This is a genomic window from Alishewanella jeotgali KCTC 22429 (assembly GCF_000245735.1).
GTDB classification, from domain to species: domain Bacteria; phylum Pseudomonadota; class Gammaproteobacteria; order Enterobacterales; family Alteromonadaceae; genus Alishewanella; species Alishewanella jeotgali.
The window spans coordinates 1-18748 of sequence record NZ_AHTH01000026.1 but is presented as its reverse complement, the minus strand read 5'-3'; the positions used below and the strand labels follow the sequence as shown (position 1 = coordinate 18748).

Below are 18748 nucleotides of genomic sequence, written 5' to 3'. Positions count from 1 at the left end.
GGGCCTGTTGATCTTTGCTGCTCATAATTCAGTCAACCCACATTGGCAGCCATATGAGACAGCATGCCAAGGCCAGTGTACTTGCATAATTTCGCGCCAACTTATCATAGCGTGTTGCTACTGAGCGGTAATGTTTTAACCGCGCAAACACGTTCTCTACTAAATGACGATATTTGTACAAACACCAATCAATATCGCCATTTCCAATTTTTGAATTACGTTTACGCGGTATCGTCGGGACGCCATTTTTCGCTCGGATGTGCTCCCTGACTTTCTCACTGTCATAGCCCCGGTCTGCGATAACATGCTCGGCATCAGGCAGTTGTTCAAGTAGCTCTATAGCCGCTTTGCTGTCGTGAACTTCACCGCCTGTCACGATAAAATCTACAGGCAAGCCAGAACTATCCACTGCCATATGGATTTTCGTCGTGTTGCCACCACGACTTTTACCAATCGCTTCTTTATCTTCTGAGCAGGCACCCGTCGCATGCTGATGCACTTTAACGATGCTGCCGTCTATAAATTCCCATTCCAAATCAGCCAGTTGCCTAAGCTCTGTAAACAGCTGCATTAGTATGCCTTTTTTAGACCACAAGTTAAAACGCCGGTAGATGGTACTCCAATCTCCAAAAGCTTGTGGCACATCACGCCAAGGGCAACCGACCCGCATCCGATACAAAATGCCTTCAAAAGTATTTCGATGTTCCGGTTTGTCATAAACGCGGCCTGTTTTAAGCATCAATCTGATTAGCTTTGACCAGCACTCGTCTGTTAACATTGTCCTTGGCATGGTGGGTTGTCATGGTTAGTTTTTGGCGAAAGTAATTGTACCAGCCCATCATGCTGTCTAATAATCCATCTCGAAAGATCAACAAGCCCTAATCACCTAAGTTTTTATTTTAACTACAAAATTTCTGGGGATACCTCAGAGATGCTATTCTTTAAGGTCACAGAAAATGGTTGGGGTGAGATTTCTCTCACCTCGAGCCTTAAAAATGATCTCAAGTATTTCATAATCAGAGCTAACACAAGCAAGTCTAGCTCCTAAAATGTATGAATCTTCTTTCACTATGGGGGTAAGTTTTCTTATGGCATTAATATTCTCAGTCACCACAGCTTCCTCAAATGCTGAACGCCCCCAGTACTGAGGTTCATTTGGGTCAGCGCCGAGAAATAAGTAAAAACTCATCCTTAGTTCTCGGACTAAAGAAGTCGAGTGTGACCCAGTTGCATCGGCAATAGTAGTCATATAAAGCGCCAGGCTAGGATTTTTAAACACCTCAACGGTTCCATAAACAATTCTTGTTAAACTAAAAACTATAAAGGCAGAAAATATCATCAGAAAACCAAAATTTTTCATATTCAATCCAAACAACTTTGAGCCATAAATCTGTCAGTTCGCTTCAACTCACCGTCTGGCCCGAATAATCTATATTCAATGCCATATATTCCATCGATCGTGAATATCGTGGTTTCTACAACATCATCATGGTGGGCTTGCACTCCGCCCATGTCACCATACAAACCATAGGCTCCTACGCCGGAAAGAGCTAAACCAGATACGTAACCTGCACCAAATGCAGGAGCTACCAGTCCTGCAGCTAAACCCGCTCCGCCAACCCTAAATGACTTATAATTGCGATTAAAATTGTTGTAATTCTCTGTCGCTCCCCTATCTAAAGTTCTACTTTGTCTTGATTGAACTTTGACTGCTGGTGCTGGTTGTTTTGTAGTGCTGCACTCACACAAACCAAATCTATCAATATTCGATATAGGATTCCCCCCAACATACCCATAAGTATTTAACCCACCCGCCAAACCAATCGGGTCGCTCTGCAAATACCGGCCCAAGGTCGCATCATAATCCCGGAAATAGTTATACCAGCTTTGCTTTTCGGCATCCCAGTACTGGCCAGGGAATCCGATGTTAAAGTCGCCGATTGAGGTTGTTAGTACACTTCTATCAAACGCCTCCAACTTCGCCCGCCATACCACGCCTTTGCTTTGGTTGGTTATCACCTCTGGTATGCTTAAGTGGTCGCGTAGCAATATGCAAGACACGACCCGATAGTTCCTCGACACATTTACTTGCTTCGTGAGTTAAAAATAATGGCCAATACCCCCCCAATTGCGCCACCTGCCAATGAGTAGGCAAGTAAGACATTTTCTTCTGTTTCTATGCTCTTTGAACTCAGCAATGCCCCAATAAAACTAAAAAATGCCACCCAAAAAAGGAGTCTAAATACGAATTTGATAGAAGATTTATTGACCATAGGTAGCACTCCATTTATTGCTCCAAGGATCTAAGATAATTACCGGGTCGGTGCTATTATTTGATAAAGCCTGTGTGACCCAGTGAGTGCAATGACGTAAGCGTAACAGCAACCACACCTTGCAGTGTGGCTGCTGTTCAGTAAGGCAGAAGTTGTTGTAATTGCTCATGGGTATTGGCTTTGGGCAACTCTGTTAGCAACCGGCATAAGTAATCATAGGGTTCCAGACCGTTGATTTTGGCGGTTTCAACCAGGCTGTACAGTGCCGCACTTGCTTGTGCTCCCGTCTTGGTATTGGCAAATAACCATGCCTTACGTCCAATCACGAACGGTTTGATTGCGCGCTCAGCACGGTTGTTGTCGATATTTAATCTGCCGTCATCCAAGTACCGGATAAGCTTAGGCCACTGATTCAGGCTATACGTTATAGCGGCTCCCAGTAAACCTTCTTTCGTGACGCTCTCGCTTGATTTATCCAGCCAGCTTTTGAATTGCTCCAACAGTGGCTTGGCTAGCGTTTGTCTGGCGTCATATTTCTTATCAGGCGGCACGGTTTTTAATTTACTCTCCAGTGCATAAAGTTTCTGGATATGGTTAAGGGCCACATCCGCCTTACCCGTTTTGCCTTTGCCCTGCGCTTTTTGTGCTTCAACGAACTTACGTCTGGCATGTGCCCAGCAGCCGACTAAGGTTGCGTGGGTTTTCTCATATCCGGCATAACCATCAACCTGCAGGTAACCGCTAAGCCCCGCCAGGAAGTCGGTGGGATGTATACTGCTGCGGCTATCCTGATAATCAAACAGCACCAGCTTGGGGCCGGTACTTTGCTCTAAGCCACAGCCATATACCCACATGTAGCAGGTGCTTTTCTCAACATCCAGCACATTAACCGTGGTTTCATCTGCCCACAGCACCGGCTGCTTTCAGAAGCTCGGCTTTCATTAACGCCAGTAGCGGTTTCAGTTTCTCTGCACAGGTTATCAGCCAGCGGCTCATCGTTTGACGGCTAAGCTCAATACCGGCCTGATTAAACAACTGCTCCTGACGGTACAGCGGCAAGCCATAGTGCATTTTGCTGCTGATGATTTGGGCAAGCAGACTCGGTGTGGCCATGCTTTTCGGGATAACCGCCGGTGGCACATCGGCAATCTTAATGTCCACCTTCATGCCATTGGTCTCACACTGCCGGCAGCTGTATTTGAGCCGCACGTTTCTCAGCACCCGGATTTGTGCTGGCACGAACTCGATTTGCTCACTGACTTCTTCGCCCATTTTATGCAGCGCATGGCCGCAGCAGGCACAGGTTTTATCGTCAATGTCATGGATAACGTCAACGCGCGGCAGCTCAGGGGCAATCCTTGGTCGGCGTGGCTTAGCGGCGGATTTCTCAGCGCTCTCGGTCGTCTGAGTATCTGGCTCTGTCGCTACTGAATCGTCTTCAATCAGCTGCTCGGCCTCATTTAACACCTCGCCTTCACCTTCATAGGTTTCACTGCTGGGGCTGAATTTCTGGTACTTCGTCAGATTGTAACGCTCCAGCAATTGCTGCAGCTTGTCCGACAGCTGCTGGTTAACCCGCTCTAATTTGGCGATGCGTTTATCTTTTTGCGCCAGTTTGCGCTCAAGCTTTTGCGTCTGCTCAAGCAGCATACGCTTAAGCGTTTCGATATCGTCAGGTAAGGATTGAGGTGTCTTTTTCATGGCCGCTATTGTAACGGCCAATCGGGCTAAGTGCTTGGTAAGATTTAGATTGTTTTGGATGCGATCACAAGGATTTATAGCCGATCGGCATATCAGCCCACACTTTGGTAATGCAGTGGCTGATGCGCGGTGATTTTTTGAATATCGACACCTTGCAACAACCAATGCCACTGCTGCTCGCTAATGGCTAACACTTTACCTGGCATTTGCCGTGGCCAGCGAAACTTGTCTTTTTCAAGCCGTTTGTACCACAGGCAAAAGCCGGTGCTATCCCAGTACAGCACTTTTAACCGGGTGCGCTGCTGATTGCAGAACACAAACAGTGCGCCACTAAAAGGCGAGAGCTGCATCTCTTGCTCGACCAGCAACGATAAGCCATTAATGGATTTACGAAAGTCGACTGGCTGTTTATGCAAATAGACCTTGGGCACATCGAGGAACATTTTCATTATCAAAGCGCTCTTAGCAAGGCCGCTAACCACAGGGCATCGGTGCCGGCTGGAAACTGCAATTCCACATCACGCTTACGGAGTAAAATGGATTGATTCAGCTGCAAGCCCTGTGGCGTGAGCTCAACAAAGCCACCGTCATCATCCTGAAACGCCAGCAACTGACGCTTGCGATAACTAAAATACGTAGGAATGATGCCCTGGCGTTTTGCAAATTCAGTTTGGGTGAGACCACTTTGGGCTTGCTCGGCAAACAAGGCCAGCCATTGTTCTTTGGTGCGGTGCATGATGATTACCCTGACAGTTGATAGTGGCAGTCAGGGTAAAGTTGATCAGTTAGGATTGGAATGTGTGGTTGGCGTTACGCTTACGCAATGACCTCTAATACACCACGCATTTGGAGATGGAATGGTTGAAAACCGCCATTGGTCATCATACTTTTGGAAGTCGAGATCGCTTTGAAGCTGCGTTGATTGCTCTCCACAACTTTTATATCCCTCACCAAGCATGCGCCCAGTAACATCATGCAAAGAGCGTTGCATGTTGTTCAAAAATCCTGGAGATATCCTTTTTCCAGACGCTGTCATGTTGTTAACTGTAGAATTAAATTGATTGATAATTGCAGAAACATCCTCTGGGCTCAGACCTAAACTATCCACAAGACGGATTGGATTGCTAAACACATACCCATAAGTATTCAACCCACCCGCCAAGCCAATCGGGTCGCTCTGCAAATACCGGCCTAAGGTCGCATCATAATCCCGGAAGTAGTTATACCAGCTTTGCTTTTCACTGTCCCAGTATTGACCTGGACAACCTCGCCCGGAGCGTTTTCATTCACACCATCCCTGGTGTTCACCGTAGGCAGCTTACCTGCTGCGCAAAACGGCTCTCCTGCCGTTTTGTGAACATGCGCAGCATGGCCCGACAGGGCGTAGGGCAGGAAGCCCGCAGTCAAGCCGATATTAAACTCGCCAATGCTAGTGGTTAACACCGAACGGTCAAACGCCTCCAGCTTGGCCCGCCAAACTACGCCTTTGCCTTGGTTGGTAATCACCTCTGGCCGAGCTAAGTAGGCGAGCCGCAATATGCAAGATACGACCTCTATAGCTCTGCTGTTGTGCGTGTACCCAATATATGTCGCAATTAATTCAGCACCCGTCGTTAATAGCATCAACTAGAATTTTAGGAGCTATCTTTTCTTCAAATTCAGCTTCAATTCTATTCTTAGTTGTTATTAGTGCATTACAGCTATATTTCTTAATGAGAATATCAACACCGTTATCATTCCTATAATATATCGCGTAAAACAGTGCGTTATTCCCGTATTTGTCTAATTTTTCAACATCGAGCTGAAAAACAGAAATAATTCTTAGCCGGACGGAGTTGAGGAGATCCTCATGTTCACGACCAAATGATTTATTTACAAAACGCTCAGGAGAAAAAATAAGCACATGTATATCAAAGATGGCTAGAACACATAATATCAAAGTATATTTATAGAAATTATTCATTTTCCCACTATCATTCACATCGTTCAGTAACTTTTAACTCTTTAAGATTTCCGTCTTTGTCGGTGAACCCTTTAACAGCGGCATAATGATCACCGTGCTTTTCTACATAGCTAAAAGAATGATCAGACGAATACAAATCAGTAGGTGCAGTAATTTCCGTCAATGATTTCGACACTGCAAAACCAGTTAAGCCCGATGTAGCTTTATAAACCCATCTATGTGGCGACAGTGATACCGCTAACAATGTTAAATCTATCATATCACTATGAACGCCTTGTCTATGGCTATTCAAATCGGTAGCCCTGTCACCTAAAGGACTTGCAGACTTATTTTGAATATCAGGTCCATATCTTTTGCCAGTACAACTGCACTCAGCTAACCCTTTAGGATCAAACTTATTTACCGGATTACCCCCAACATACCCATAAGTATTCAACCCACCCGCTAAACCTATCGGGTCGCTCTGCAGGAATCTGCCGGTGGTTGCATCATAATCCCGGAAATAGTTATACCAGCTTTGCTTTTCACTGTCCCAATACTGGCCCGGGAAGCCGATATTAAACTCGCCAATGCTGGTGGTTAACACCGAACGGTCAAACGCTTCCAGCCTTGCCCGCCATACCACGCCTTTGCTTTGGTTGGTAATCACCTCTGGCCGGCCCAGATGGTCGTTATGAACATAGTACAACTGGTTGTTGTTGATATACCCCACAACTTGGCCTTGGAAATAAATATATTGCTTGGCTGTGCCTTCTGCTAACAACTGCCCTGTTGGGCTGTAGATAAACCGCGTTTCAGTACTGCCGACTTTTTTATAAACCCGCTGGCCCAGCGCGTTGTATTTATAGTCGGTAGTACCGGCTTTTATCATGCGGTTGTCGGCGTTATATACATAACTAAAATTAATGCCGTTAAAGCGCTTTTCGTTAATAACATTACCATTTGAATCGTATCCTAAGTAAATAGCAGCGTTTGACCACTACAGGATTAGCGTTTAGTAGCTTAGCAATCACCACCAAATACTCGTCTCACATTACTAAACTGCTTCCTTCCATTTGGAAATGAGTAAGAGGCTGGTAACAACAAACCAAGCCACTCCAAAAAATATATCAACGCCCCCAAATACATAAGCTCTATGCAATACGACACAATTAAACAATACGAACGCTGTAAGTAAAAAGCACCTCCTTAATTTCAATGTTATCGCCTTAGTATTTTTCTCTTTAATATTTCTCTGTTTATACCCTAGTAGCCAATAAATAATAAGAGAGTAAATACCTAAAAGCAGCAATACGGAAGAAACATTATACTTATGACCAAAAATCAAGAAAAAAACAAAAAGCGTTATAAAAATAAATAATAATAGCTTCATGTTAATCCTCAGAGCATCGTCTTAGAAATACAGTAAGTTCTCATCCAAACATCAGCATAAGTTCCTGCTATAGTTGAAACTGTAAGAAACCTACCAGCGACTTTTAGTCCGTTTTGTACAGTAGAACTTCGGATGAAATTTTTATTAGGATACTCAATCCCGTTTATTGACCTTGGTCCGTTTTCCCACCCTTTTGAATTAACGTCAATTTGTCTACTTTTTACTCCATCACTGTACAACCAAGAGCTTGCAGCACCTAAAGCGGCATAACCATTATTGCTTCCACCTAACTCAAGCAAGCTGGTTGATCCAATGAATAAATTTCCACTTTCGCCCATGCTTTTTTTAAAATCGTTCATGCAATCTTCAAAGGGATTTTTCTTTTCACATAAACCATCAGGGTCGATTCTGGAGATGGGATTACCACTTACATACCCATAAGTATTCAACCCGCCCGCCAAACCAATCGGGTCGCTCTGCAAATACCGGCCCAAGGTCGCATCATAATCCCGGAAATAGTTATACCAGCTTTGTTTTTCACTGTCCCAATACTGACCGGGGAATCCTATATTGAACTCGCCAATGCTGGTAGTAAGTACAGAGCGGTCAAATGCCTCCAACTTAGCCCGCCATACCACGCCTTTGCTTTGGTTGGTTATCACCTCTGGCCGGCCCAGGTGGTCGTTATGAACATAGTACAACTGGTTGTTGTTGATATACCCCACAACTTGGCCCTGGAAATAAATATATTGCTTGGCTGTGCCTTCTGCTAACAACTGCCCTGTTGGGCTGTAGATAAACCGCGTTTCAGTACTGCCGACTTTTTTATACACCCGCTGGCCCAGCGCGTTGTATTTATAGTCGGTAGTACCGGCTTTTATCATCCGGTTGTCGCTGTTGTACACATAGCCAAAGTTACTACCATCAAAGCGCTTTTCATTTGTTACGTTGCCGCTGGCATCGTAAGTAAATACCCGCGTCTGGCTACCACGGGTTCCCTGATTAAGCCAGTTAGAGCTGGTGTTAATGCTGTAACTCTCCGCAATAGCGCCACTGCGGGCAGTACGGTTGCCTAAATCGTCATAACTAAAGCTGTGATTACCCAAACCCGTGATGGTGATTCCGGTTAAGCGGTTCAGTTTGTCATAAGTAAAGTTTTGGTGTATGACGTATTGAAGTTGTTTTAGTCATGGTTTTATATACGCATCAATTGAAAGAGTCACGGCCCCTTTTCAGGCCCATGACTTCGATTTGCTTACCATTCCTTGTCTGGCGCCTGATGGTAACGTGAACTTAAAGCCCAAACTAAAAACATAACACCTAATCCTATAATCGAAAAATTGAACACAACATCTTTGGCCCCACTCATAATAGGGTTAATAAGCCAGTAAACGCCAAGCACTACAAATGCTAATCCTAAGATAGCCCCAACAATCCTGATAAAAGTCCTTATGGTTTTCATGAACTCTCCAGCATACAGTAGACGTTAGCGCCAGCAACAAAACCTGCTGAGAAAGCTCCTACTAAACTTACTCCTTTGGTAGTGTTCTTTAATCGATTAACAGACCTCAATATTCTTTGCCCTTGTTGGTATTGCTGGCGATTGCCGTATAGACCTCTAGTACCTTGTATCTTACCTGCATCGGCCACCTCATTACCAAAGTGTCCGAAGAAGAATTGAGCGGCTGTTGGAATGTTGAAAATACTTGCAGTTTTCGCTGTTTCATAGGTTGAGCCGTAGTTTTTATCCAAGCACTGTTTAATGCAATCTTCATCATTAACTTTGCAGTCCTTCAATCCAAACATGTCATAATTTGTTATCGGATTTGAAGATGCATAAGCATAAGTATTCAACCCACCCGCTAACCCTATCGGATCTGACTGCAGGTATCTGCCCAAGGTCGCATCATAATCCCGGAAATAGTTATACCAGCTTTGCTTTTCGGCATCCCAGTATTGACCTGGACAAAATCGTCAAGAGCGATTTTGAACATGCTCAGCATGGCCCGTTAGGGCGGAGGGCAGGAAGCCCGTAGTCAAACCAATATTGAAATCACCAATACTTGTACTTAACACAGTACGGTCAAACGCCTCCAACTTAGCCCGCAAAACTACCGCTTTGCTCTGGTTGGTAGTCACTCATTTACCAAGCCCAGCAATTGACGAAGAGAGGGCTGCTCAGGGTAACGAATGTCATATATCAAAAATGCGCCATTAATGGGCTTACCAATGTACAACAAACATTTACGATCACCAGAGTAAACTTCAAAACACACAACCGCTTCAGACTCCTCACCTCCAGTCTGAACAGTTAATCCACTAGCGCTTGGGTCTTGGGAGTCGAACAAAATGTCGAAGTCTAAGACGCCAGTATCCCCCCGCTTAACCTTACATTGCGTATCATTCCAGATAGCCTTAGCTAAGTCTGGTACAAAGAATTCTTCTAGTTCCTTTCTGCTAGCATGTGTCAATGGTGCAGCATCTGTAAGCGGTGAAGGTGAAAAAAGCACTACCCAGGCATACTTCTTGTAAAGTCCAGACACCAGGTTTGTCAGGTCAGTTTTATCTGAGCTAGCATTGGCACCGCCCCCCCCTTGCAGCAGCAATAAGTAGCCAAAAATAGCAATAGCTCTTCTATTCACTTTATACAGTCTCTTCGATTAGCGACTTGCCAAGAAAAATAAACATAATGATTGTCCGACCATGACGGTGCAACGGCACGCATTCCAAATTAACATCAATGGCGCCCTCTCTGCCATTACTAAAGCCAGAACAGTTAGTAAGATATAACAAAAAACCCGGCACTAAGGCCTGTCTCTTATACACAAATCCCCCGGTTTTTACTGGGGGATTTTTTGAACTCTCCGCACGCTTTCCGATCAGATCTTTCACTTAATCTAAAGGTGAATACTGATGAACAATGCACAATGGGCAAAAAGTACTTTTGGTCAGGCCGACTTAGGGGATCCCCGCCGAACCACACGTCTGGTAAAGTTAGCGGAAACCTTAGCAAACGATCCAGGAAAGCCATTCGTGTCTATTACACAATCCCCCGCCGATATGGAAGGCGCTTATCGTTTTATCCGTAATGAGCACGTCAATGCTGACGCGATAGCAAAAGCAGGCTATCTGGTCACAGCAGCGCAAGCCGCCAAACATAATTTATTACTGGCTTTAGAGGATACCACTGCCATCACTTACAGCCATCGTTCCGTGCGAGATGAGCTTGGTCATGTCAATCAAGGAAATAACTATCGGGGCATACTTGCGCACAGCGTTTTGTTATTCGCTCCTGAGCAACAAGAGCTTGTTGGATTAATTGAACAATCCCGCTGGACACGGGATATCAGCACGCGCGGAAAGAAACATGTGCGAACACAAACACCTTATGAAGAGAAAGAAAGCTTCAAGTGGCAGTCTGCTTCGGTCAATCTATCGGCACGATTAGGCGCTAAAATGGCCGATGTGATATCCGTCTGCGACCGCGAAGCTGATATCTATGAGTACTTGCAGTATAAGCTCTCAAAGCAACATCGCTTCGTGGTTCGTTCCATGCAGAGTCGCCATATTGAGCAGTCTGAACAGAAGCTCTACGACTATGCTGCAGGTCTTGAAAGCGCCGGACAAAAGCAAATCCATATAGCGCAAAAAGGTGGACGTAAAGCACGTACAGCAACAGTAGACATTGTCTTTGCGCCAGTCACGTTGCAAGTGCCGGCAAATAAGCGTGGCGAATCACTATCGCTTTATTATGTCGGGTGCGAAGAGCGAGCCGATGACAAAAACGCGTTAAATTGGCATTTGCTGACTACCGAACCAGTCCAGAGCAAAGCAGATGCACTGAACATCATCCGTTATTACGAGCATCGCTGGTTAGTAGAAGAATATCACAAAGCCTGGAAAACGGATGGTACAGATATTGAGAATGCCCGCTTACAAAGTAAAGATAACATTGAGCGGCTTGTGACCATCAGCGCCTTTATTGCTGTAAGAATAGTGCAGCTGAAGTTTGCGCGCGAACAACCAGACGAGATAAGTTGTGAACAGGTGCTGTCGCCAAAAGCCTGGAAATTGTTATGGATAAAACGGGTCAGCAGGACCTTACCTGACACCGTCCCCTCGATGAAGTGGGCTTATACCGAGCTTGCAAAGCTCGGTGGGTGGAAAGATACAAAACAAACCGGCAAGGCCTCGGTCAAGGTATTGTGGCAAGGATGGTTCAAACTACAAACCATCCTTGAAGGTTATGACCTAGCAAAGTCTCTTGAGGCTGACTTGTGATCAAGAGACAGGCACTAAGGCCGGGTTGGATGCGTGAACCGCTTCGCTTAGAAAGCGTAGGAGAAGCTGGTATAGAAGAAACGGCCGATATTATTGTACAGACCGGTTTCTGCAGTAGTGCCTAAAGCCACACCCGGCAGATCACGGTTAAACAGGTTATCAACGCCGAATGCCAGTTTAACGCCGCTGGCGAAGTCGTAACCCAGGCGGATATCGGTTACGAAATAACTACCGTAACTCATAATATCGCTTGGGTCCGGGTTCTGTGCCAGTGACTGGTTGGTGAACAGTGATACCGCATCGATATAGCGGGTTTTAAAGCCAGCTGTCCAGGCGTCATAGCGATAATTCACGCTCAGGTTGGCTTGCCAGGTCGCGTCACCGGCCACACCGGCGTTTTCAATATATTCGTTCGGGAAACTCTGGAACGAATAGGTTTTACGCGATTCCAGCCAGGTACCAATTAACTTGGTATTAAAGCGACCGCCCAGGGCGTCAAAGTCATAACCAAATTCAAAATCGATACCGCTGGCGGTTTGTGCCGCCACGTTTTGCACTACTGAGGTAATTAAGCGCAGCGTCTGGGTTTGCGGGTTACGCTGTACCAGATTACAGAACTGCATATTCGGGCCACTGGCTGAATCGACACAGCGGTTCAGAATATTTTGTGCAGAAATCGCAGCAATAGCGTCGTCAATTTCAATCGACCAGTAATCAACGGTCATGCTAAAGCCGCGGATAAAATCTGGCTGGTAAACAAAACCAACAGTGTAACTATCTGATTTTTCAGCACGCAGATCCGGGTTACCGCCGCTTAAACCTTCCACTGTCGCTGCTGGGTTGTTCAGTTGGAAGTCTGGGGCAATACCAATGGCCGCACAGTTATTTACCCGTGCCTGACTCTGACGCTCGGTGGTGGCGCACGGATCTGTTACCCGGAAGAAGGTTTGGTTTTGCGGGCCAAACAGTTCGCTGATATTCGGTGCCCGCAGCGCTTCAGAGTAAGTGGCACGGATCCGGAACTCGCTATTCAGGCTCCAGTCCAGGCCAGTTTTCCAACTGGTGGCATCACCGATGGTGCTGTAATTGGCATAACGCACCGCGGCATCAAATACCAAATCCTGAATCAGTGGCAGATCAGATAGTAAAGGTACCGACACTTCGGTAAAGGCTTCTTTTACATCGAACTCACCACGCATATATTGCAGAGAATTCAGGAAGGTAGCACCAGTAGCGGCAAAGCGATCCGGTACAGATTCACTTTGTTCTTTACGGTATTCAGCACCGGCTGAGAAACCGACCATACCGGCAGGTAATTCGAACAGACCGCTGTTGTTAACGCTGGCATTTGCCACTTGCTGGCGGATGGTGCTGTGGCTGTAAGAGGTGGTATTAAACCAGTTACGGGCCGCTTCATTAATGGCGTTGTCGCCAAACAGGCTGGTTGGTGCACAGCCATTGGCGCGGGCAGTGGCGTCACGACACACAATACGGCCATTAGCATCAACTACGGCATCAACTGACTGGGCGAAGTTGGTGCGGATCAGGTTGTTATAGTTAACCTGCTCCAGCTTGGTTTCGCCATGGGTAACATAGGCTTCAAAGCCCCAGTCTGCCGACAGCTCACCCTGCGCACCTGCAACAAAGCGTGATGTAGTACGGGTATTTTGTTCAAAGCGACGGCCAGCATCTTTTTGGAAGCGGTGGATACGGATCGAATCCAGGTTGTTGGCGTCCATCAACGCTGCCATGCTGTCATCCAGGTAGGCGTTATCGCGCATAATGCGGATCGCTGAGCTATATTCAAAAAACGATGGCTGACCTTCGTTACTGCCTTTGCTGCGTACATATTTGCCTTCGGCAAACAGGTTGATGCTGTCGGTCAGGTCAAAATTGGCTTTCATATTCAGGTTCTGGCGGTTAAAGCTTGGCTGCAGATCCTGATACTGCCGCAGATCTAAAAATTCACAATTGCTGCAGTGTTCAATATTGCCATAGGTGGTACCCAGGTTCTGCAGGCGCACGCTGCCGTCCTGGTTAAAGATGTACCATTTGCCATTTAAATTAAAGTTACCGGCAGTTGAGCTGTCATACCAGCCGGCATTAGCAACAGTGATCCGATCCGGAATACCATCGTGAATAGTAACGCCGTTGCTATCACGAACATCACGGTCAGCCGGGTTAGCGACAGCCATATAAGAGGTGCGGGTTTGCCGGCGGTCAGTGGCGTTCATCCCTTCCTGGCCAGAAAACTCAGCAGCTACTGCGAAGTTACCACGGCCAGCAGCAAAGTCGGTACCAAAGGATAATAAGGCTTTATGGTTATCGTACGGGTTATCCTGAGCAAAACCACGGCTTAGTACCAGATCGAACCCCTGGATGTCTTTTTTCAGTTTAAAGTTTACTACGCCGGTTACCGCATCGGCACCATATACAGCTGAGGCACCACCGGTAATAATTTCCACCGAGTCTAACCAGGCAGTAGGAATGCTGTTGGTATCGACCGCAGCACTACCGGCACTGCTGGCAACATGACGACGGCCATCAACCAGCACCAGCGTACGGGAAGCGCCCATGCCGCGTAAATCCAGTAAACTTAAGCCGGCAGTACCGATAAAGCGGCCTGCGTTAGCCAGTGAATAAGTGGCGGCCAGTGACGGTAATTCTTTTAACACTTCACCAATATTCATGGCGCCGGTTTCCACCAGATCACGACCGGAAATCACCGTTACCGGTGACGGGGCTATAGCGCCTTCACGCAGAATGCGCGAACCGGTAACCTGAATGCGCTCGGTTGCCGCCTGCGGGCTTTCTTCTGCCACAACCCACTGTGGACTGGCTGCAGCAACGGCAGCGGCCACCACACTTAAACGCAAAGAATTCACTTTGGATAACGATACAGACATGCTTGCTCCTGAATAAAACAGCCAGTGGCTGATACAACTCAGCAGTACCAGTGCCGGCACTGCTGCAGAGGGCGCGCATTGTAGGGAATTGTGGTGAAATCGCCAGCAAAAACCGCCTGAAAAATACCGATCGGTGAGTATTTATGCAGTTCCTGAATAAGAAAAAACCAAGCTGGCCGCTTTTAGAGCAGATTTAGACTGCACTAATGCAGGCCAGTCACCGCCAGCTCAGGCCAAAGAATCGCATAGTTATGCAATTCTATATGGCCGCATGAAAGCGCTGAAAAGCCGCCTGCAAATCGTCGATTAAATCCTCCGGATCTTCCAGGCCGATATGCAGCCGGATCAAGGGCCCACTATAGGGCCAGTGGCTGGCCTGACGCAGCGCCTGCACATTGAGGGTTGCCGTAATCAGGCTTTCATAACCGCCCCAGGAAAAGCCCATTTTAAAATGCTGCATTCCTTCGATAAAGGCTTCCACTTGTTTTAATGAGCCTTGGCTCAACACGAAAGAAAACAAGCCATTGCTACCGCTAAAATCACGTTTAAACTGCTGATGACCTGGGTGGTCGGCAAAAGCCGGATGCCGCACCGTCGCCACCTCGGGTCGCTGTGCTAACCACTGCGCCACCTGCAACGCATTTTGTTCATGCTGCTTTAACCGCACCCCTAAGGTGCGCAAACCACGGCTGGCAGCATAGACATCATCGGCTGAAGCACAGTAGCCCATTAAATAGCTATGCTCGCGCAGTTGTGGCCAGTATTGCTCAGTGGCACTGGCCGTACCGAGCATCACATCAGAGTGACCGATAATATACTTGGTCGCCGCCTGAATTGAGATATCCACGCCCAGTTCAAAGGGCTTACACAAAATCGGTGAGGCCCAGGTATTATCCAGTACCGTAATGATTTGCTGCGCCCGCGCCACCGCGCAAATGGCGGGTATATCCTGCACTTCCATTGTCAGCGAACCAGGCGATTCCAGAAAGATCATCCGGGTATTGGGTTTGATCAGCGCCGCGATACCGGCACCGATCAGCGGGTCATAATAGGTGGTTTCAATCCCTAAACCTGCCAGCAGCTTATCGCACAGCGCCCGGGTCGGTTCATAGACACTGTCAACCATCAACAGGTGATCGCCTTGCTTTAAAAAGGCCAACAAGGCACCGCTAACCGCCGCCGCGCCACAGGGATAGAGTGCACAGCCGGCACCGCCTTCCAGTTCACACATGGCTTCCTGAAACGCAAAATGGGTTTGGGTGCCGCGACGGCCATAATAGGGTACCCGGTTACCGCGCTGCTTGGTGGCCTCTCGCAGCTCTTGCATCGTGTCAAATACAATGGTCGACGCCCGCACCAGCGGTGGGTTGACCGCACTACCCGTCCATTGCTTGCTGCGGCCGGCATGAATTAATCGGGTATTTTTTTTCATCTTAGTGCTCCAATTCGACCAAAGTGGCGTAGTAAAGACATCTGGAAGTCTGTATACTTTAAGTTACCGACATCCTAAGTCATAATTTTGTCAACGTCACGCTATCTTTAATTGTGGTACTGGTTTGACACCAGGTTATTGAGGTTCTAGCTTTAATAAATATAACAAGGAGATAACACCTATGCATAGCTTCAAGCCCCATCCTCTTGCGTTAGCCGTGACGCTGGTGCTTTCCAGCCCACTCGCTCTGGCTCAACAAAGCAGCAATACTGAAACCGAAGAAAAGGCCGAACGTATTGAGCAAATCGTAGTAACCGGTACCCGCGTAGCGGGCCGTTCGGTATCAGATACGGCAGTGCCAATTGATGTTGTCAGCGCCGAAAGCCTGACCCGCGCCGGCTCCACTGAACTAAACCAGGTGCTGTCTACTGCTTTACCTTCATTTAACTTCCCACGTCCCGGCCTGGCTGACGGCACCGATACGGTGCGCCCGGCAACCTTACGTGGCTTAGGGCCAGACCAGTCTCTGGTATTAGTTAACTCCAAACGCCGGCATGCTGCAGCCCTGGTTAACGTTAATGGAACTGTGGGGCGTGGTTCATCGGCGGTGGATTTAAATACTATTCCAACCGCTGCTATCAATTCGGTTGAAGTCTTGCGTGACGGCGCCTCAGCCCAATATGGCTCAGATGCAATCGCCGGGGTACTCAACGTGCGGCTGCGCGAAGCCAGTGAAGGCGGTAACTTTACCAGCTCCTATGCCTGGCGCGATACCAGTTACACTGTACCCACTACCCCGGTAGTTGCCGGTGCCACCTGGAGCGCGCCCAGTACCATTCGCCGCAGCCGGGTAGATGGAGAAACGCTGACGTTAAGCGGCTGGCGTGGCTTTGAGCTGGGTAATAACGGCTTTCTGACCATCTCCGCTGAATATAAAGATGCTGAACGCACTGAACGCGGCGGTTGGGATCACCGCCAGCAATACAACAGAGTTAATGGTGAGTTTGACCCGCGCGAGACCTTCGCAAATCGCTTTAATGCCTGGTACGGTGAACCAGAGTTGGAGCAGTTTACTTTGTTTGCCAATGCCGGAAAAACGCTGGAAAATGGTAAGGTGTATGGCTGGCTAAGCTATCAGGATCGCGAAGCACGCTCCGCCGGTTTCTTCCGTACACCGAATGACGCGCGTAACGTACCTGAAGTTCATCCAGATGGCTTCCTGCCAATTATTGCCCCTGATGTTACTGACGCCAGTGCAGCAGTGGGCTACGAGTTTGATGTTGGTGAATGGACAGTAGATACCTCGCTGGTCTGGGGGCAAAACCGCATGGCCTTTACTATTGAGAATACGCTCAATCGTTCTATCGGCCCTTCAAGTAAAACCGAATTTGACGCCGGTGGCTATCGTTATGGTCAGGCAGTATTTAACCTGTCGGGTGTGCGCTCCTTTAACGTTGATGGTTTAGCCTCACCGCTTAACCTGGCCACTGGTGTAGAAATGCGCCGTGAGCGTTACAGCATTTTTGCCGGTGAGCCGGATTCCTGGCGTAATGGTGGCGTACTGTTAAACGGTGCACCAACTGCTTCGGGTGCTCAGGTTTTCCCGGGCTTCCGTCCCTCCAACGAAGTACGGGAAACTCGTCGCGCCATTGGTGTTTATGTCGATCTGGAAGCTAACCTGACCGACAATATGCTTGGCTCCGTAGCCTTACGCGCGGAGGATTACTCAGACTTTGGCAGCAATATCACCGGTAAAGCCGCCTTGCGTTACGACTTCACCGACACCTTTGCGGTGCGGGGTTCAGTACAAAATGGTTTCCGTGCGCCTTCACTGCAGCAACAGAACTTTACCGCTACCTCTACCAACTTTATCAACGGCATTCCGTTTGATATTACCACCTTCCCGGTGAATGATCCGGTAGCTCAGGCGCTGGGTGCCAAAGCCCTGGATGCAGAAGAGTCGGTAAACTACTCACTGGGTACCGTATTCCGTATCGGTTCGGTGTCTATCACTATCGACGGTTACCGTATTGATATTGACGATCGGATTGTGCTGTCCGAAAACCTGACCCAGAATAACGTGCGCGATTATCTAACGGCGCAGGGCTTTGTCGGTATTGGTGGCGGCCGCTTCTTTATTAACGGCGTCGACACCGAGACCAAGGGTGTGGATGTGGTCATTAACTGGACCTTACCCACCGATAAGCTCGGCTTATTCGACTTCACTTTGGTAGGTAACTACAATGAAACCAAGGTGAAATCGGTGCCGGCGACCTCACAGCTTTCCGCACTGAATCCGGCGCCAACCCTGTTTGGTCGGGTGAATGTGCTGACCTTTGAGAAAGGTACGCCAAAAGATAAAATTGGTGCCACGGTAAACTGGAGCTTTGATAGTTTAAGCGCGACCTTAAAGGCTACCCGCTATGGTGAGGTGTTAGCGCCGGGCACCACTGCAGCCACCGACTTTGTGTTAACACCTAAAACACTGGTTGATCTGGAAGCCCGCTACGAGTTTAACGATAACTGGACGGTAGCCTTTGGCGCCGACAATATCTTTGACCAGTATCCGGATGCATTCCCAATCAATCTGAATACCACAGGCGCCACCTCGTTTTCGAACTACTCACCGTTTGGACGTTCTGGCCGCTTGTTCTATGGCCGAGTGGCGTATAATTTCTAATTTAAAGCTGTAAATGCTAAAGGCGCCGCAAGGCGCCTCAGATTAATGACAAACCCCGGTTTTTTGGCCGGGGTTTGTGTTTTCTGGATTCTGATCTTTTTTGATCTGTGTTTTCTGCTTTCTTTTATTAAATCTGGCAG

Annotated in this window: 16 protein-coding genes and 3 pseudogenes; 2 read left to right on the top strand and 17 right to left on the bottom strand. The window is 47.7% G+C overall.

The genetic code is table 11. The features are described from left to right. Positions 1 to 28 precede the first annotated feature (28 nt). From AJE_RS09475 to AJE_RS09405, 15 genes and pseudogenes are all read right to left on the bottom strand, one after another. Entirely contained in the window at positions 29 to 790 is a 762-nt protein-coding gene (locus AJE_RS09475; protein ID WP_008950669.1) for an IS5 family transposase, read from the bottom strand. Positions 791 to 934: 144 nt separating this feature from the next. Beyond that, positions 935 to 1360 carry a hypothetical protein gene (locus tag AJE_RS09470; RefSeq protein WP_008950668.1) on the bottom strand — a complete coding sequence of 142 codons (426 nt, stop codon included), beginning with the start codon at positions 1358 to 1360 and terminating at the stop codon, positions 935 to 937. A gap of 2 nt (positions 1361 to 1362) precedes the next feature. Further along, positions 1363 to 1977, bottom strand: coding sequence for an RHS repeat-associated core domain-containing protein (locus AJE_RS18675; protein WP_202799380.1), 615 nt, complete (start codon positions 1975 to 1977; stop codon positions 1363 to 1365). Positions 1978 to 2084: 107 nt separating this feature from the next. Then, positions 2085 to 2273, bottom strand: a complete 189-nt coding sequence (locus AJE_RS09460; protein WP_008950666.1) for a hypothetical protein — start codon at positions 2271 to 2273, stop codon at positions 2085 to 2087. 137 nt (positions 2274 to 2410) lie between these two features. Then, positions 2411 to 3974: pseudogene (tnpC, locus tag AJE_RS09455) on the bottom strand (IS66 family transposase). A gap of 92 nt (positions 3975 to 4066) precedes the next feature. Further along, positions 4067 to 4423, bottom strand: coding sequence for an IS66 family insertion sequence element accessory protein TnpB (gene tnpB / locus AJE_RS09450; protein WP_008609957.1), 357 nt, complete (start codon positions 4421 to 4423; stop codon positions 4067 to 4069). Between the two features lie 2 nt (positions 4424 to 4425). After that, positions 4426 to 4710 carry an IS66 family insertion sequence element accessory protein TnpA gene (gene tnpA / locus AJE_RS09445; RefSeq protein ID WP_008609959.1) on the bottom strand — a complete coding sequence of 95 codons (285 nt, stop codon included), beginning with the start codon at positions 4708 to 4710 and terminating at the stop codon, positions 4426 to 4428. A gap of 366 nt (positions 4711 to 5076) precedes the next feature. Beyond that, positions 5077 to 5223: pseudogene (locus AJE_RS18895) on the bottom strand (RHS repeat-associated core domain-containing protein); the annotation flags it as partial. A gap of 351 nt (positions 5224 to 5574) precedes the next feature. Continuing rightward, on the bottom strand, positions 5575 to 5937 hold the full coding sequence (locus AJE_RS09435) for a hypothetical protein (protein WP_008950664.1): 363 nt from the start codon (positions 5935 to 5937) through the stop codon (positions 5575 to 5577). A 10-nt stretch (positions 5938 to 5947) separates the two neighbouring features. Further along, positions 5948 to 6808 carry an RHS repeat domain-containing protein gene (locus AJE_RS18665; RefSeq protein ID WP_008950663.1) on the bottom strand — a complete coding sequence of 287 codons (861 nt, stop codon included), beginning with the start codon at positions 6806 to 6808 and terminating at the stop codon, positions 5948 to 5950. A 165-nt stretch (positions 6809 to 6973) separates the two neighbouring features. Then, positions 6974 to 7309: a hypothetical protein gene (locus AJE_RS09425; protein ID WP_008950662.1), complete on the bottom strand. Its 336-nt coding sequence runs from the start codon at positions 7307 to 7309 to the stop codon at positions 6974 to 6976. A gap of 8 nt (positions 7310 to 7317) precedes the next feature. Further along, positions 7318 to 8415: an RHS repeat domain-containing protein gene (locus tag AJE_RS18660; protein ID WP_008950661.1), complete on the bottom strand. Its 1098-nt coding sequence runs from the start codon at positions 8413 to 8415 to the stop codon at positions 7318 to 7320. A 149-nt stretch (positions 8416 to 8564) separates the two neighbouring features. Further along, positions 8565 to 8771, bottom strand: a complete 207-nt coding sequence (locus tag AJE_RS09415) for a hypothetical protein (protein WP_008950660.1) — start codon at positions 8769 to 8771, stop codon at positions 8565 to 8567. Beyond that, positions 8768 to 9262, bottom strand: a pseudogene (locus AJE_RS18655) (RHS repeat-associated core domain-containing protein); the annotation flags it as partial. The pseudogene AJE_RS18655 and the gene AJE_RS09415, both read right to left, overlap by 4 nt. 182 nt (positions 9263 to 9444) lie before the next feature. Continuing rightward, positions 9445 to 9951 (bottom strand): hypothetical protein, encoded by a 507-nt coding sequence (locus tag AJE_RS09405; protein ID WP_008950658.1) that lies wholly within the window; start codon positions 9949 to 9951, stop codon positions 9445 to 9447. Between the two features lie 271 nt (positions 9952 to 10222). Here AJE_RS09405 and AJE_RS09400 point away from each other — a divergent pair, with 271 nt between their 5' ends. Beyond that, a complete protein-coding gene (locus tag AJE_RS09400; protein WP_008949889.1) occupies positions 10223 to 11590 on the top strand; it encodes an IS4 family transposase in 1368 nt (455 codons plus the stop codon). Positions 11591 to 11637: 47 nt separating this feature from the next. Here the strand turns inward: AJE_RS09400 and AJE_RS09395 are convergent, their stop codons facing one another. After that, positions 11638 to 14496, bottom strand: a complete 2859-nt coding sequence (locus AJE_RS09395; RefSeq protein WP_008950657.1) for a TonB-dependent receptor — start codon at positions 14494 to 14496, stop codon at positions 11638 to 11640. Positions 14497 to 14755: 259 nt separating this feature from the next. Further along, positions 14756 to 15928, bottom strand: coding sequence for a cystathionine beta-lyase (locus AJE_RS09390; protein ID WP_008950656.1), 1173 nt, complete (start codon positions 15926 to 15928; stop codon positions 14756 to 14758). Between the two features lie 181 nt (positions 15929 to 16109). Between AJE_RS09390 and AJE_RS09385 the strand changes: the two genes are divergently transcribed. Further along, entirely contained in the window at positions 16110 to 18608 is a 2499-nt protein-coding gene (locus AJE_RS09385; protein WP_008950655.1) for a TonB-dependent receptor plug domain-containing protein, read from the top strand. Positions 18609 to 18748: the final 140 nt, after the last annotated feature.

What these genes read in the sequence shown, in the direction of transcription:
- AJE_RS09470 (WP_008950668.1), bottom strand. Translation starts at nt 1,360, where the DNA reads ATGAAAAATTTTGGTTTTCTGATGATATTTTCTGCCTTTATAGTTTTT.
- AJE_RS09475 (WP_008950669.1), bottom strand. Translation starts at nt 790, where the DNA reads ATGCCAAGGACAATGTTAACAGACGAGTGCTGGTCAAAGCTAATCAGA.
- AJE_RS09400 (WP_008949889.1), top strand. Translation starts at nt 10,223, where the DNA reads ATGAACAATGCACAATGGGCAAAAAGTACTTTTGGTCAGGCCGACTTA.
- AJE_RS09390 (WP_008950656.1), bottom strand. Translation starts at nt 15,928, where the DNA reads ATGAAAAAAAATACCCGATTAATTCATGCCGGCCGCAGCAAGCAATGG.
- AJE_RS09425 (WP_008950662.1), bottom strand. Translation starts at nt 7,309, where the DNA reads ATGAAGCTATTATTATTTATTTTTATAACGCTTTTTGTTTTTTTCTTG.
- tnpB (WP_008609957.1), bottom strand. Translation starts at nt 4,423, where the DNA reads ATGAAAATGTTCCTCGATGTGCCCAAGGTCTATTTGCATAAACAGCCA.
- AJE_RS09415 (WP_008950660.1), bottom strand. Translation starts at nt 8,771, where the DNA reads ATGAAAACCATAAGGACTTTTATCAGGATTGTTGGGGCTATCTTAGGA.
- AJE_RS09435 (WP_008950664.1), bottom strand. Translation starts at nt 5,937, where the DNA reads ATGAATAATTTCTATAAATATACTTTGATATTATGTGTTCTAGCCATC.
- AJE_RS09460 (WP_008950666.1), bottom strand. Translation starts at nt 2,273, where the DNA reads ATGGTCAATAAATCTTCTATCAAATTCGTATTTAGACTCCTTTTTTGG.
- AJE_RS09385 (WP_008950655.1), top strand. Translation starts at nt 16,110, where the DNA reads ATGCATAGCTTCAAGCCCCATCCTCTTGCGTTAGCCGTGACGCTGGTG.
- tnpA (WP_008609959.1), bottom strand. Translation starts at nt 4,710, where the DNA reads ATGCACCGCACCAAAGAACAATGGCTGGCCTTGTTTGCCGAGCAAGCC.
- AJE_RS09395 (WP_008950657.1), bottom strand. Translation starts at nt 14,496, where the DNA reads ATGTCTGTATCGTTATCCAAAGTGAATTCTTTGCGTTTAAGTGTGGTG.
- AJE_RS18665 (WP_008950663.1), bottom strand. Translation starts at nt 6,808, where the DNA reads ATGATAAAAGCCGGTACTACCGACTATAAATACAACGCGCTGGGCCAG.